This window comes from Dehalococcoides mccartyi 195 (genome assembly GCF_000011905.1).
Classification (GTDB): domain Bacteria; phylum Chloroflexota; class Dehalococcoidia; order Dehalococcoidales; family Dehalococcoidaceae; genus Dehalococcoides; species Dehalococcoides mccartyi.
Genome location: NC_002936.3, coordinates 408,220 through 421,527, shown reverse-complemented (window position 1 = coordinate 421,527; position 13,308 = coordinate 408,220). Strand labels below are relative to the sequence as shown.

Genomic DNA, 13,308 nt, shown 5'->3' with positions numbered 1-13,308 from the left:
ATGAGAATATTGGGAATAGACCCCGGCACAATGGTAGTGGGATACGGCGTTATTGAAGCCGCAGATGATGAGCTGTCACTGATAGGTTTTTCCAGCCTTACCCCCCCTGCCAGCGCACCCATACCCCAGCGTCTGGCTTACATATATAAAGGACTGGTAGAAGTGATTGAGCTATACCAGCCGGACGAAGTAGCGGTGGAAAGCCCGTTTGCAGATAAAAATATCAAGAGCGCCCTGGCCATTGGCAAAGCTCAGGCCGTAGCCCTGCTTGCGGCTGCCAACCACAGCCTGTCAGTTACCGAATACAGCCCCGCTTGCATAAAAAGCCGGGTAAGCGGCTCAGGCACTGCCTCCAAAGAACAGATACAGGAAATGGTGCGCCTGCTGTTAAATCTGGCTGAAATACCCCAGCCCAATGACGCCGCTGATGCCCTGGCAGTAGCTATCTGCCACCACAGCCACAGGGCTTTTGCAAATATAACATCACAGGGAGACTGAAATGATTTCAAGTCTGAGCGGTATTCTGGAAGCCAGCGGCAAAGACTGGGCGGTAATAAATGTATCCGGAGTGGGTTTCCGCACCTATATGCCGGCTTCCTCGCCTGCCCTTATCGGCGAACTGGGGCAGAGAGTACGGGTATTTACCCACCTCCATGTCCGCGAAGACGCCCTGAACTTGTTTGGTTTCGGCACAGCCGAAGAGCTCTCCCTGTTTGAAACCCTTATAGACGTAAGCGGCATAGGCCCCAAGCTGGGTTTAGCCATGCTTTCCGCCATGAATGCCGAAGCTCTGGCCTCCGCCATTATAAGCGGTAATACAGAGCTTCTTTCCACTATACCGGGTGTGGGCAAAAAAACCGCCAGCCGTATTGTGCTGGAACTTAAAGACAAGATAACTAAAAGCTGGGAGGCAGGTGTACTCATCCAGGTTACCGAAGCCAATTCCGACATATTAGCCACCCTGACCGCCCTGGGATACTCTGCAGGCGAAGCCGCCAAAGCTATTGCCAGTCTGGAAGATATCACCGGCATGCCTCTGGAAGAACGGATAAAACTGGCGCTTAACTATTTCAACAATAAGTGACCTCCCCGGATTGCCCCTATCCCCCCAAACGTTTATAATTTTAATATGCCTGATTTCAAAATAGTCTCGGATTTTGCACTTACCGGTGACCAGCCCCAGGCGGTGGAAAAACTCTCTGAGGGGCTGGCACATGGCCTTACAGACCAGACCCTGCTGGGGGTTACCGGCTCCGGTAAAACATTTACCATGGCAAATGTAATTGCCAGAGTAAACCGCCCCACCCTGATAATCAGCCACAATAAAACTCTGGCTGCCCAGCTTTACTCCGAAATGAAAGAATTCCTGCCCGAAAATTCGGTGGAATACTTTGTAAGTTATTATGATTATTACCAGCCTGAAGCTTATGTCCCCCAAAAGGACATGTATATTGAAAAAGACGCTGACATAAACGAGGAAATTGATAAACTCCGCCATGCGGCCACCCGCGCCCTGTTTGAACGGCGGGATGTGGTTATAGTAGCCTCGGTTTCCTGCATTTACGGTTTGGGTGAACCCGAAGAATACCGCAGTTTTGTACTCCCTTTGAAAAAGGGCCAGTCCCTGAGGCGTGACCTTATACTGCGGCGGCTGGTGGATATGCAGTATGAGCGGAATGACATAGATTTCTCCCGCGGCAAGTTCCGCCTGCGGGGAGACACCCTTGAAATCCAGCCTGCCTACGAAGAACTGGCTCTCAGAGTGGAGTTTTTCGGTGATGAGATAGAACGGATAGTCAGCCTTGACCCGGTAAGCGGCGAACTGCTGGCTGACATAGATGAGATAAATATCTACCCCGCCAAGCATTTTGTAACCTCAGCCGAAAAAATGGCCGAAGCTATAAAGGGCATTCAGGCCGAGCTTGAAGACCGCCTGAAGGAACTGGAAGCCGAGGGCAAAATGCTGGAGGCCGCCCGCCTGAAGCAGCGCACCAATTATGACCTTGAAATGATGCAGCAGGCGGGGTATTGCTCCGGGGTGGAAAACTATTCCCGCCACCTGGCAGGACGGAAAGCAGGCAGCGCCCCCTGGACACTGCTGGATTACTTTCCGGAAGATTTCCTGCTGATAGTAGATGAATCCCATATGAGCCTGCCCCAAATACGGGGTATGTATGCCGGAGATGCCGCCCGCAAGAAAACCCTGGTGGACTACGGCTTCCGCCTGCCCTCAGCCATGGATAACCGCCCCTTAAGCTTTGATGAATTTAAAGCCAGAGTCAAACAGGCTATTTACGTATCAGCCACACCCGGCCCATATGAAAAAGAACACTCCCAGCAGGTAGTTGAGCAACTGGTACGCCCCACCGGGCTGCTTGAACCGGTTATAACCGTAAAACCCACCGGCGGCCAGATAGATGACCTGCTGGAAGAAGTAAAGAAACGGGTAGATAAAAAAGAACGGGTGCTTATCACTACCCTTACCAAAAAGATGTCTGAAAAACTGGCAGATTATCTGGTGGAAATGGGAATAAAAACCCATTATCTGCATTCGGAAGTAGACACGCTGGAACGGGTGGAAATCCTGCGTGATTTGCGGCTGGGGGTTTATGACGTTATAGTAGGTATAAACCTGCTCCGCGAAGGGCTTGACCTGCCTGAAGTCAGCCTGGTGGCCATACTGGATGCCGACAAAGAGGGTTATCTGCGGAGCGAACAGGCCCTTATCCAAACTATGGGGCGGGCTGCCCGCCATGTGGACGGGCAGGTTATCATGTATGCAGATAAAATCACCGGGTCTATGCAGCGGGCTATGGACGAAATCAGCCGCCGCCGCAAAATACAGGAAGACTATAACCGCCTGCACAATATTACCCCGCAGGGTATCCGCAAGGCTATCAAGGATATAAATGAACGTATCCGCTCAGTCACCGCCGAAGTCAGCGGCCCTGAATTCAGGCCTGCCCCCACTCTCAGGGAAGACATTGTCCGTTTGATAAAAGAACTGGAAAGCCAGATGAAAAAAGCGGCCAAAAATCTGGAATTTGAACGGGCTGCCCTTATCCGTGACCGGGTGGTAGAACTGCGGGCGGCACTTGAAACAGACCCCGTAAATAAAAATGAAAGAACCAAGTAAAAACCCCTTAACCCGTCAGGAACGGCGCGAAGAAAAGCTGGAAAGCCGCCGCCGCAAGATGACCCAGCACGGCAAAGGTCTGGCCAGAGTTTACAAAGACGCTGTTGAAAAAAAGACCAAATAAAAGCCCTGATTTAAGTCAGGGCTTTTTTAATACAGAGTAAGCTGTTTATTTAATACTCATCTTTAGGCACTTCGGCTTTGCCGTCATCACCCTCAATAGCTTCCCGCAGTTCATCTGCCAAACGGGCGGCTCTGGGGTAACCGATATGCATCTTCCTCTGTAAAAACGAGGCTGAAATAATATTGTTATGCTCTGATATAAGTGCCATAGCCTCATCAAACAAAGGGTCTTTGCTTTTACTTTTTGGGGCGGGCGGCGGCGCGGTAATCTCCTCAACCTTCAAAGCCTCAGACGGAGAAATATCTTTCTGGTTGGTCCAGAAATATATCAGGCGTTCACTCTCGGCATCCGAAACATAACAGCCCTGCAGGCGTTTGGGTTTGGCTGCCTCGGTGGGCATATAAAGCATATCGCCCCGCCCCAGCAGTTTTTCCGCCCCCACCATATCCAGAATAGTCCGCGAATCCACCTGAGAGGTAACCGCAAAACTGATACGGGTGGGGAAGTTAGCCTTAATAAGCCCGGTGATAACATCTACTGACGGGCGCTGGGTGGCCACCACCAGGTGAATACCCACTGCTCTGGCCATTTGGGCCAAACGGCAGAGGATATGCTCAACCTCATCAAAACCGGCCATCATCAGGTCAGCCAGCTCATCTATTATCAGCACAATAAACGCCATCCGGTCAGAACCCATGCGGGTCTTGTTGTAACCCTCTATATTACGCGAACCGGCGGCGGCCAGTGTCTGGTAGCGGCGGTCCATTTCGGCCGCCAGCCAGCGCAGGGCGGAAAGGGCTTTTTCCACGTCTACAATCACCGGGGTAGCCAGATGCGGCAAGCCGTTAAAGGGGGTCAGCTCTACCCGTTTGGGGTCTATCATAATAAACTTCACGCTGGAAGGCGTATTGTTAAGCAGCATACAGCAGATAATAGAGTTTAAACAGACTGTCTTACCCGAACCGGTAGCACCGGCAATAAGCAGATGGGGCATCTTGGTAAGGTCTCCCGAAACAGCCTCACCGCCTGCACCTTTGCCCAAAGCCAGAGCCAGGGGTGAACGGGCCAGTATCTTCTGAAAAGTATTGGTCTCCATGACGCTCCGCATAGATACCACCCCGAATGAAGTGTTGGGCACTTCTATACCCACTATGGATTTACCCGGCACCGGGGCTTCTATGCGTAAACTGGGGGCGGCCAAAGCCAGAGCCAGGTCATTTGCCAGAGAGGCAATCCTGTCAACCTTGACCCTTGTCTTGGAAACCTCCACCTGGCGAGAAACAGTCTCCCCGTCTTTGTCACGCTCTTTAACTTCTTTAAACTTGCGGTCCCAGCCCGGTTCAACCCCGAATTGGGTAACGGTAGGACCGGCATTTATCTGGATAACCTTGCCCTCCACCCCGTAGCTGGCCAGGGCTTCTTCAATAGCCCTTGCCCGCTGCAGATTATCCGCTTCCGAAAAACCTATTTCGGTAGTTTTATCCAGCATTTCTATAGGCGGCAGTTTCCAGCCATCCACCTCGGCTATCCCCTCAGCCTCACCATATTTCTTCCAGACTTCGGAAGCTATCTGTTTGCGGTCTGCATCAGTGCGCTCATCAACCGATTTAGGTTCTTTAGCGGCAGTCTCCGGCGGCATATTGGGAAGCTCGGTCTGGGGAGTACTTTTAGCCGCCAGCGGGTTTTTTACTTCTACTACCCGTGATTCAGCTTTGCCGAAAGACGGCAGCTTTATAGAGGGTAGTTCTATCTTCGGGGCAGCTTTTTCAGGCAGAGGCCTGCGGGCCTCTTCACCCATATCAATACGGTCTTCATCACCGCCGAATACAGGGCGGCTGACTACCGTACGGTCAAGGCGGGCCACTTCGGGCATATTAGAGCGGCGGGAGGGGCTGAAAATACCCCTGAAAAGCCCGCTGAGGCTTCGCCAGACTGCACCCGGAGCTATAAGGATAACCCCCAGTACAATCAGGGCCAGCACCCGCATAAACCCGTTTATATCAGCGTTACCGCCAAGTATGCTTAGACCTATATCACCGCCGGCATCCATCATGCCCAGCATACCCCAGGCCGCCAGAATCAGCACCACCCCGCCCAGCCATTTGTTCCAGAGATTTAAGCGGTAGCGGTGAGCCCATTCGGACATCTGGTCAAACCTGAGAGCCACAATAGCTATGATAATACCCAAAAGAATAAGCAGCAGCCCCCAGCCGAACAATCCGGCCGTACCGCTGCCGAAATTGGCAAAAAAGTCCATTACGCCTTCCCACTGCCAGACCACAAAGGCCATAGCCGAGGCTATCAGCATAACCCAAAGCCAGGAAGCCCCGCCTCTGACCGGGGTATTTGAAAAAGCCTTCTTAGCAGCTGTTTTTTTAGCCTTGCTGCGTACCGGAGCGGTTTTCTTAAACGGACGGGCAGTTACCTTAACCGCAGATTTAGCTCTGGGGCGGGCATTCCGCAGGGTGTCTCTGGGGTCTTCTTTTTTAGGCATATTAACCTCGTCTGCAAACCTACACTTTTACCATAACCGGGATAACCATGGGACGCCGTTTAGTCTGCTCGTAGTAAAACTTGTTCAGCGTTTCTTTGACGTCATTATACATAGCCCCTTCGGGAATATCCTTACCGTCATGGTCAAGCAGCTTGATTATAAGATCACGGCTGGCATCAAGCATGGCTTTAGATTCATCAGGATCAACAAAACCTCTGGAAACAATATCCGGCCTGCCTACCAGCATACCGGTTTGCTTGTTGATAGCTACAATCGCCACCACAATACCGTCCTGCGAAAGCATACGGCGGTTGCGGAGTACCACCCCGCCCACATCACCCACGCTCAGGCCGTCTACATAAACATTGCCGGAAGGAACTTTGCCGGTAATACGGCCGGACTTGGTATTGAGTTCCAGTATATCCCCGTCTTCCATGATAAAAGTATTCTCCGGGGCAACGCCCATAGTCCGGGCCAGCTCCGCATGCATGGTCAGGTGGCGGTATTCGCCATGTACGGGTACAAAATACTTGGGCTTAACCAGATTAAGCACCAGCTTCAGTTCTTCCTGGCTGGCATGCCCGTGCACATGCACCTTGGCTATGCGGTCATAAAATACCTTAGCCCCCTGGCGGAACAAACTGTCTATAGTACGGCTCACCAGTGACTCGTTGCCGGGTATGGGCGAAGCCGAAATAATTACGGTGTCACCTTTCATTATATGGACATGGCGGAAATCACGGTTGGCTATCCGCACCAGAGCGGAAGTAGGCTCACCCTGAGAACCGGTGGTCATCAAAACCACTTTTTCCGGAGGCACACGCTGAAGCTGGTCTATATTGCAGACCAGACCTTCGGGCACTTTAAGGTAACCCAAATCAGCCGCCATTTTATGAATCTCAGTCATGCTGCGGCCGGCAAAAAAGAGCTTCCGCCCGTATTTGGCGGCGGCATCAATCACCTGCTGCTGGCGGGAAATAAGCGAAGCAAAAGTGGTTACCAGTACCCGCCCCGTAGCCGCCCCGATAATGCGGTCAATATTTTCACCCACCACAGTTTCCGAAGGGGTATAACCCGGCAGCTCCACATGGGTGGAATCTGACATCAAAAGCAGTACTCCACGCGAGCCCAGCATAGCCAGACGTGACAGATTGGTGGGCTTGCCGTCTACCGGCGTATAGTCCAGTTTGAAATCCCCGCTGTGGACTACCGCCCCGATAGGCGTCTGAATAACCAGCCCCACCGAATCCGGCAGGCTGTGGCAGACCGGGTAAAAGTCCACTTTGAGTTTACCCAGCTTGAAAGTGCCGTCAGACGGGATAACATTTATCTTAGTCTGGTGCAGCAGCTTGGCTTCTTTCAGTTTTACCGAAATAAGCCCCTGTGTTAGTTTGGTGCAATAAATAGGCACATTTATCTGGGGAAGTATATAAGGTAACGCCCCTATATGGTCTTCATGCCCGTGGGTGATTACAATACCCCGTACTTTCTCGCGGTTTTCCAGCACGTATGAAATGTCAGGTATAACCAAATCTATACCCAGCATTTCTTCTTCGGGGAACATCAGCCCGCAGTCTATGAGGATAATATCCTCCCCATATTCTACAGACATCATATTCTTGCCTATCTCACCCAGGCCACCCAGAGGTACAATCTTAAGTTTAGGTTTTGCCATAGTTCGTCAGAACAGGCCTAGCTGGCGGGCAGGAGGTTCTTTGGGGACTAAAGGCGCTTCAGCGCGGTTCAGTTCTTCAAGCAACCCCGGTATCCGGAGCATATCCTGCTCAATCTCCTTACGTAAGCCTCCCTGGTGCAGGGCTGCGGCCGGGTGGTACATAGGATAATAAATTACCCCGTCCCGTCTCATCGGCTTACCATGAATTCTGCTGATGGTGCTGCCGGTGAAATACCTGGCCATAGAATACCTGCCCAGAGTGACTATGATTTTTGGTTTTATTATTTCTATCTGGCGGTCCAGAAAATTGCGACAGGCAGAAATCTCGTCCGGCAGGGGGTCACGATTGCCCGGCGGACGGTCTTTGACTACATTAGTAATATATACATCTTCCCGCCTGAGCCCTATGGAGTGAATAAGCTCAGTCAGGAATTTGCCGGCTGCCCCTACAAAAGGACGCCCCTGCTGGTCTTCGTTAAAACCCGGGGCTTCGCCAATAAACATAATTTTGGCATCGGCATTTCCTTCGCCGGGGACAGCATGAGTGCGGGTGGTATGAAGGTTAAACGTACACACTGGGCTATTTCCGAATATATACCCTTGAGTAATTCTTCTTTATCGTGCATTATATTATTTATCTGACATCTAGCTGCCTAATAGAGCTATGATAACACTGTCAATATGTCAAGTCAATTTGATATAATATTCCTTGCGTTGTAGACTTAGCCTGATTGTTTTTTTACACCTGAAAGGAGAGCCATGAGCTTTTTAAAGACCTCGGACCCGGCAGTTTATAATGCCATAATGCAGGAAACCACCCGCTTAAAAGAAACAATTGACCTCATTGCTTCGGAAAACTATACCAGCAAAGCTGTTTTAGAAGCTCAGGGTTCCGTTTTCACCAATAAATACGCCGAAGGTTACCCCGGTAAAAGATACTACGCCGGATGTGAATATGCAGATGCCATAGAAGAGCTGGCTATAGACAGGGCCAAGACCCTGTTCCATGCCGAACACGCCAACGTCCAGCCCCATTCCGGGGCTCAGGCTAACATGGCTGCCTATTTCGCCATGGTAAAACCCGGTGATACCATAATGGGTCTTACCCTTTCCCATGGGGGACACCTGACCCATGGTTCAAAGGCCAATTTCACCGGTAAACTTTATCACGTAATTGAATACGGGCTGAATGCCGAAACCGAACGGATTGATTATGACAATCTGGAGAAACTGGCTTTGGAGCATCGCCCCCGCCTGATTGTTACCGGCGCTTCGGCCTATCCCCGGATACTGGATTTTGAACGTTTCAGAGCTATCTGTGACAAGGTAGACGCCAAGCTGATGGTGGATATTGCCCATATTGCCGGTCTGGTAGCCGCCGGGCTTCATCCTTCACCCGTACCTTACGCTGACGTGGTTACCTCTACCAGCCACAAAACCCTGCGCGGCCCGCGGGGCGGCTTTATCCTCTGCAAAGAGCAATACGCCAAAGCTATTGACCAGGCAGTATTCCCGGTAATACAGGGCGGACCCCTCATGCAGGTAGTTGCCGCCAAAGCAGTGGCTTTTCAGGAAGCTATGCAGCCCGGTTTTGTTACTTACCAGAAGAAAATCCTTGAAAATACCCAGGTAATGGCTGAGGAACTCCGCAAACTGGGGCTTCGCCTGGTTTCAGGCGGCACTGACAACCATTTGGTGCTGGTGGACCTTAGTCCCATCGGGGTAAACGGTTATGATGCCCAGCTGGCACTGCGCAGAGCCGGTATTGTAATCAACCGCAATACCGTACCCTTTGCCGAAAACCAGACCGCCAATGTTCCGGCTGGTATACGCCTGGGCTGTCCGGCGGCCACCAGCCGCGGATTCGGTCCGGCTGAAATCCGCCAGACGGTAAGCTGGATTGGCAAGATACTCAAAAATATAGGCAACGAAGATATAGAGAAACAGGTGCTGGCTGAGGTAATTCACCTATGCCGCAAATTCCCTGTTCCCGGCATAGACGCATAAAAAGGGGGACATACGTGTTGGCTAACGGTAATTTGACAGACGAATTGAAAATCTTCACCGGTAATGCAAACCCTGACCTGGCCAAGGCGGTAGCAGACTACCTGAAGGTGCAGATGGGCAAATGCGAAGTTTTCCAGTTTTCAAACGAAAACATATTCGTCCGCATACAGGAAAGCGTCCGCAAGAAAGATGTCTACGTTATCCAGCCGACCTGCTCACCCGTAAACCAGAGCATAATGGAGCTGCTTATCATGATGGATGCCCTGAAGCGGGCTTCATCAGAGAGGATAACAGCCGTACTTCCGTATTACGGTTATGGACGCACTGACAAGAAAGACCAGCCGAGGGTACCCATTACCGCCCGTCTGATTGCTGATCTTTTAACTGCCGCCGGTGCCAGCCGTATCCTCACTTTAGACCTGCACGCCCCCCAGATACAGGGATTCTTTGATATGCCGGTAGACGAACTGACCGCCGAAAACCTGCTGGCTAACTATTTCAAGAAAAAGAAGCTGGAAGACCTGGTGGTGGTAGCCACCGACGTGGGCATTTCCAAAAAAGCCCGTGACTTTGCCGCCAAGCTGGATGCCCCTTTGGCCATTATAGAAAAACGGCGGATGGGCAATAACGACATAACCCGCACTATAAATATCATAGGTGATGTAGAGGGCAAAAACGCCCTGACCTTTGATGATGAAATAGATACTGCCGGCTCGCTGGTGGGCAACGTAAACATACTTATAAACAAAGGGGTAAAGGAAGTATATTCCTGCGCCACTCACCCGGTGCTTTCCGGCCCGGCCATCCAGCGCATTGCCGCCTCCCCCATAAAGGAACTGGTGGTAACTGACTCAATACCCCTCACTCCCCCCAAGAAAATAGATAAAATAACTGTTCTTTCCATCGCGCCTCTCATCGGTGAGGCTATTTACCGGATACATACCGGTAATTCCATCGGCGAGATGTACGATCAGATGCAAATGGAGTAAACCATGTTTAAATTTTTTTCCGGCTTCGGAGACTCAAACGAAAAAGAGATCCGGGCACTTGAACCGCTGGTAGACAAAATAAACCAGCTGGAAAGCTCTTTTTCCGCCCTCAGTGATGAAGCCCTGAAGGCCAAAACTGCCGAATTTAAGGAACGGCTGAAAGAAACTTTTGAAACTACCGCCTCCGCTATCCTGAAAGATATCGCCGGTACTACCGCCGAACTTGAAGAAGCCCAGAAAACGGCTGACAACAGCAAACAAAGCCGCCTCAAGGCTAAGCTTGAGTCTTTAAATAAAGACCTTTCCGTTAAAGAAAACGCCGCTCTTAACGCCATTCTGCCCGAAGCCTTTGCCGCTGTCAGGGAAGCCTCCCGCCGGACTATCGGCCTCAGGCACTATGACGTTCAGCTTATCGGCGGTATGGTGCTTCACCACGGCAAAATAGCCGAGATGCGCACCGGTGAAGGTAAGACCCTGGTAGCCACTCTGCCCCTTTACCTTAATTCCCTGCTGGGAAAGGGTGTCCATCTGGTAACAGTTAATGATTATCTGGCCAGACGTGACGCTTACTGGATGGGGCCGGTCTACCATGCGCTGGGGGTCAGCGTTTCCAGTATTTACCCCATGCAGACACCCACCGAAGAACTGCCTTCACGGCTGTTTGACCCCACTTATACCTCTGAAACACCTAATGACCCCTGGATGCATTTCCGCCCTATATCCCGGCAGGAAGCCTATAAAGCAGATATTACCTACGGCACTTCCACCGAATTCGGCTTTGATTACCTGCGGGATAATCTGCGGCCTGACCTTGCCCAGTGTGTCCAGCGGGAAATGAACTATGCCATAGTAGACGAAATTGACAACCTGCTTATAGATGAAGCCCGCACCCCTCTTATCATATCCGCTCCGGATACCGAGGCAGGTAAACTGTACGAGGTCTTTGCCCGGCTGGCTCCCCGTTTGGCGGCAGGGAAAGACTACGAGATAAACGAAAAAGACCGTAATGCCGAACTGACCGAAGACGGCTGGGCAAATGTGGAAAAACTGCTTTCACGCGAAGGAGTTATGAAGGGCAGCAGCCTGTATGACCCCCAGAATGCCCCCCTTATCCGCCATCTGCGTAATGCCCTCTCCGCCAAGGAGTTTTATAAAAAAGACCACCAGTATGTAGTCAAGGAAAATGAAGTTATCATAATTGACGAATTCACCGGCCGCATGATGCTGGGACGGCGTTATTCCGAGGGCTTGCACCAGGCTATCGAAGCCAAAGAACACGTAAAAATCCAGCAGGAAAGCAAGACCTATGCCACCGTGACCATCCAGAATCTGTTCCGCATGTACCGCAAACTCTGTGGCATGACAGGTACGGCGGCCACCGAGGCAGAGGAATTTTCCAAGATTTATAAACTGGAAGTAGTTATTATCCCTACCAACAAACCTGCCATCCGCGAAGATTACGGTGACCAGATATATAAAGACCAGTCCGCCAAGTTTAAGGCAGTGGTCAATGAAATAAACGAGATGCGGAATCTGGGACGCCCGGTGCTGGTGGGTACAGTTTCCATTGAAAACTCTGAAATGCTCTCAAACATGCTTAAACGGCAGGGTATTGAGCACAAGGTACTTAATGCCAAACAGCATGAAAAAGAGGCTCAGGTGGTAGCCGAAGCCGGCAAACCGGGGGCGGTAACCGTAGCTACCAACATGGCCGGACGCGGTGTGGACATACTGCTGGGCGGCAAAGAACCGCCTAAAGATGATGACAAAGCCTATAGCCAGTGGCAGGTCCACCACCAGCAGGTGCTGGAAGCCGGCGGCTTACACGTAATAGGTACAGAACGCCACGAATCCAGACGGATTGATAACCAGCTTCGGGGACGCTCAGGCCGCCAGGGAGACCCCGGTTCTTCCCGTTTCTACGTAGCACTGGATGATGATATTATGCGCCGTTTCGGCAGTGAACGCATACAGGGCATTATGGAATGGGCCGGCATGGACGAAAACACCCCCATAGAAAACGGGCTGGTCAGCCGTACTCTGGAAAACGCCCAGAAACGGGTGGAGGGTTACCATTTTGATGTGCGCAAACACCTGGTGGAATATGATGACGTAGTTAACAAGCACCGCGAGGTTATCTATGCGGAACGCCGCAAGATACTCCTGGGGGCAGACCTGAAATCAAACATACTGGATATGATTCGGGAAGAGATAATGACCCAGACTGCCGAACATACCCAGGGATATGACTCTTCCGAATGGAATCTGGAAGGGTTAGTCACCCATATAGGCGGCATTTTTGCCCTGCCCGCCGAAATAAATGCAGAGGCACTGGCAAAACTTTCCCAGGAGGAAATAACCGAACTCCTTACCCGTACCGCCGAAGAGCTTTACCAGAAGAAAGAAGCTGAAATCGGGGCAGGCTCCATGAGGCTGCTTGAACGGATTATTATGCTCCACACCCTGGATTCCCTGTGGGTGGAACACCTGACAATCATGGAAAACTTAAGACGGGAAATAGGACTTCAGGCATTTGCTCAGCGTGACCCGCTGATAGCTTACAAAAACGAAGGCCACGTCCGTTTTCAGGAATTGCTGGAAACTATCAAACATGATGTAGTGCATAATATTTACCGGGTGAATATCCAGATTCAGCACCAGACTGAATCTGCCACCGCCAAGGCTGCCTCCCGCCCGGTGCAGCAGCAAAAACCCCTGCCAGCCGCACCCGCCGCCGCTATACCCGGTGTCTCCGCCAAAGCCGCTACCCAACCGGCCGCACCTGCTGCTAAAGAAGTAGGCCGGAATGACCCCTGTCCCTGCGGCAGCGGCAAAAAATACAAAAAATGCTGCGGCAAATAGCCACCCGGCTAGTGGGTAAAT

The 13,308-nt window shown here is 51.4% G+C and carries 9 protein-coding genes and 1 pseudogene; 7 read left to right on the top strand and 3 right to left on the bottom strand.

What is annotated here, in order from left to right:
• From ruvC to DET_RS08695, 4 genes are read left to right on the top strand one after another with little or no spacing between them, the layout of a single operon-like run.
• Entirely contained in the window at positions 1-498 is a 498-nt protein-coding gene (gene ruvC / locus DET_RS02410) for a crossover junction endodeoxyribonuclease RuvC (protein ID WP_010936220.1), read from the top strand.
• Between the two features lies 1 nt (position 499).
• A complete protein-coding gene (gene ruvA / locus DET_RS02405) occupies positions 500-1,084 on the top strand; it encodes a Holliday junction branch migration protein RuvA (RefSeq protein WP_010936219.1) in 585 nt (194 codons plus the stop codon).
• 45 nt (positions 1,085-1,129) lie between these two features.
• The gene (gene uvrB / locus DET_RS02400) at positions 1,130-3,136 is read left to right on the top strand and encodes an excinuclease ABC subunit UvrB (RefSeq protein WP_010936218.1); all 2,007 of its coding nucleotides are present in this window, start codon (positions 1,130-1,132) and stop codon (positions 3,134-3,136) included.
• On the top strand, positions 3,120-3,260 hold the full coding sequence (locus tag DET_RS08695) for a hypothetical protein (protein WP_010936217.1): 141 nt from the start codon (positions 3,120-3,122) through the stop codon (positions 3,258-3,260). The genes uvrB and DET_RS08695 overlap by 17 nt, the downstream gene beginning before the upstream one ends.
• A 49-nt stretch (positions 3,261-3,309) precedes the next feature.
• On the opposite strand, the gene DET_RS02395 is transcribed toward DET_RS08695, so the two are convergent.
• The 3 genes and pseudogenes from DET_RS02395 to DET_RS02385 form a co-directional block, all read right to left on the bottom strand.
• Complete coding sequence (locus tag DET_RS02395) at positions 3,310-5,754, bottom strand: DNA translocase FtsK (protein WP_010936216.1); 2,445 nt, start codon at positions 5,752-5,754, stop codon at positions 3,310-3,312.
• A 19-nt stretch (positions 5,755-5,773) separates the two neighbouring features.
• On the bottom strand, positions 5,774-7,429 hold the full coding sequence (locus tag DET_RS02390; protein ID WP_010936215.1) for a ribonuclease J: 1,656 nt from the start codon (positions 7,427-7,429) through the stop codon (positions 5,774-5,776).
• A 6-nt stretch (positions 7,430-7,435) separates the two neighbouring features.
• A pseudogene (locus tag DET_RS02385) lies at positions 7,436-8,055 on the bottom strand (uracil-DNA glycosylase family protein).
• 133 nt (positions 8,056-8,188) lie between these two features.
• On the opposite strand from DET_RS02385, the gene glyA reads away from it, so the two are divergent.
• The 3 genes from glyA to secA are packed head-to-tail and all read left to right on the top strand — an operon-like array spanning position 8,189 to position 13,287.
• Positions 8,189-9,436: a serine hydroxymethyltransferase gene (gene glyA, locus DET_RS02380; protein WP_010936213.1), complete on the top strand. Its 1,248-nt coding sequence runs from the start codon at positions 8,189-8,191 to the stop codon at positions 9,434-9,436.
• A gap of 14 nt (positions 9,437-9,450) precedes the next feature.
• The gene (locus tag DET_RS02375) at positions 9,451-10,425 is read left to right on the top strand and encodes a ribose-phosphate diphosphokinase (RefSeq protein ID WP_010936212.1); all 975 of its coding nucleotides are present in this window, start codon (positions 9,451-9,453) and stop codon (positions 10,423-10,425) included.
• A gap of 3 nt (positions 10,426-10,428) precedes the next feature.
• Entirely contained in the window at positions 10,429-13,287 is a 2,859-nt protein-coding gene (gene secA, locus DET_RS02370; protein WP_010936211.1) for a preprotein translocase subunit SecA, read from the top strand.
• Positions 13,288-13,308: the final 21 nt, after the last annotated feature.

Bases quoted from the DNA above. Each gene is read 5' to 3' on its own strand.
- ruvC (WP_010936220.1), top strand. From the start codon at position 1: ATGAGAATATTGGGAATAGACCCCGGCACAATGGTAGTGGGATACGGC.
- DET_RS02395 (WP_010936216.1), bottom strand. From the start codon at position 5,754: ATGCCTAAAAAAGAAGACCCCAGAGACACCCTGCGGAATGCCCGCCCC.
- DET_RS08695 (WP_010936217.1), top strand. From the start codon at position 3,120: ATGAAAGAACCAAGTAAAAACCCCTTAACCCGTCAGGAACGGCGCGAA.
- secA (WP_010936211.1), top strand. From the start codon at position 10,429: ATGTTTAAATTTTTTTCCGGCTTCGGAGACTCAAACGAAAAAGAGATC.
- glyA (WP_010936213.1), top strand. From the start codon at position 8,189: ATGAGCTTTTTAAAGACCTCGGACCCGGCAGTTTATAATGCCATAATG.
- ruvA (WP_010936219.1), top strand. From the start codon at position 500: ATGATTTCAAGTCTGAGCGGTATTCTGGAAGCCAGCGGCAAAGACTGG.
- DET_RS02390 (WP_010936215.1), bottom strand. From the start codon at position 7,429: ATGGCAAAACCTAAACTTAAGATTGTACCTCTGGGTGGCCTGGGTGAG.
- uvrB (WP_010936218.1), top strand. From the start codon at position 1,130: ATGCCTGATTTCAAAATAGTCTCGGATTTTGCACTTACCGGTGACCAG.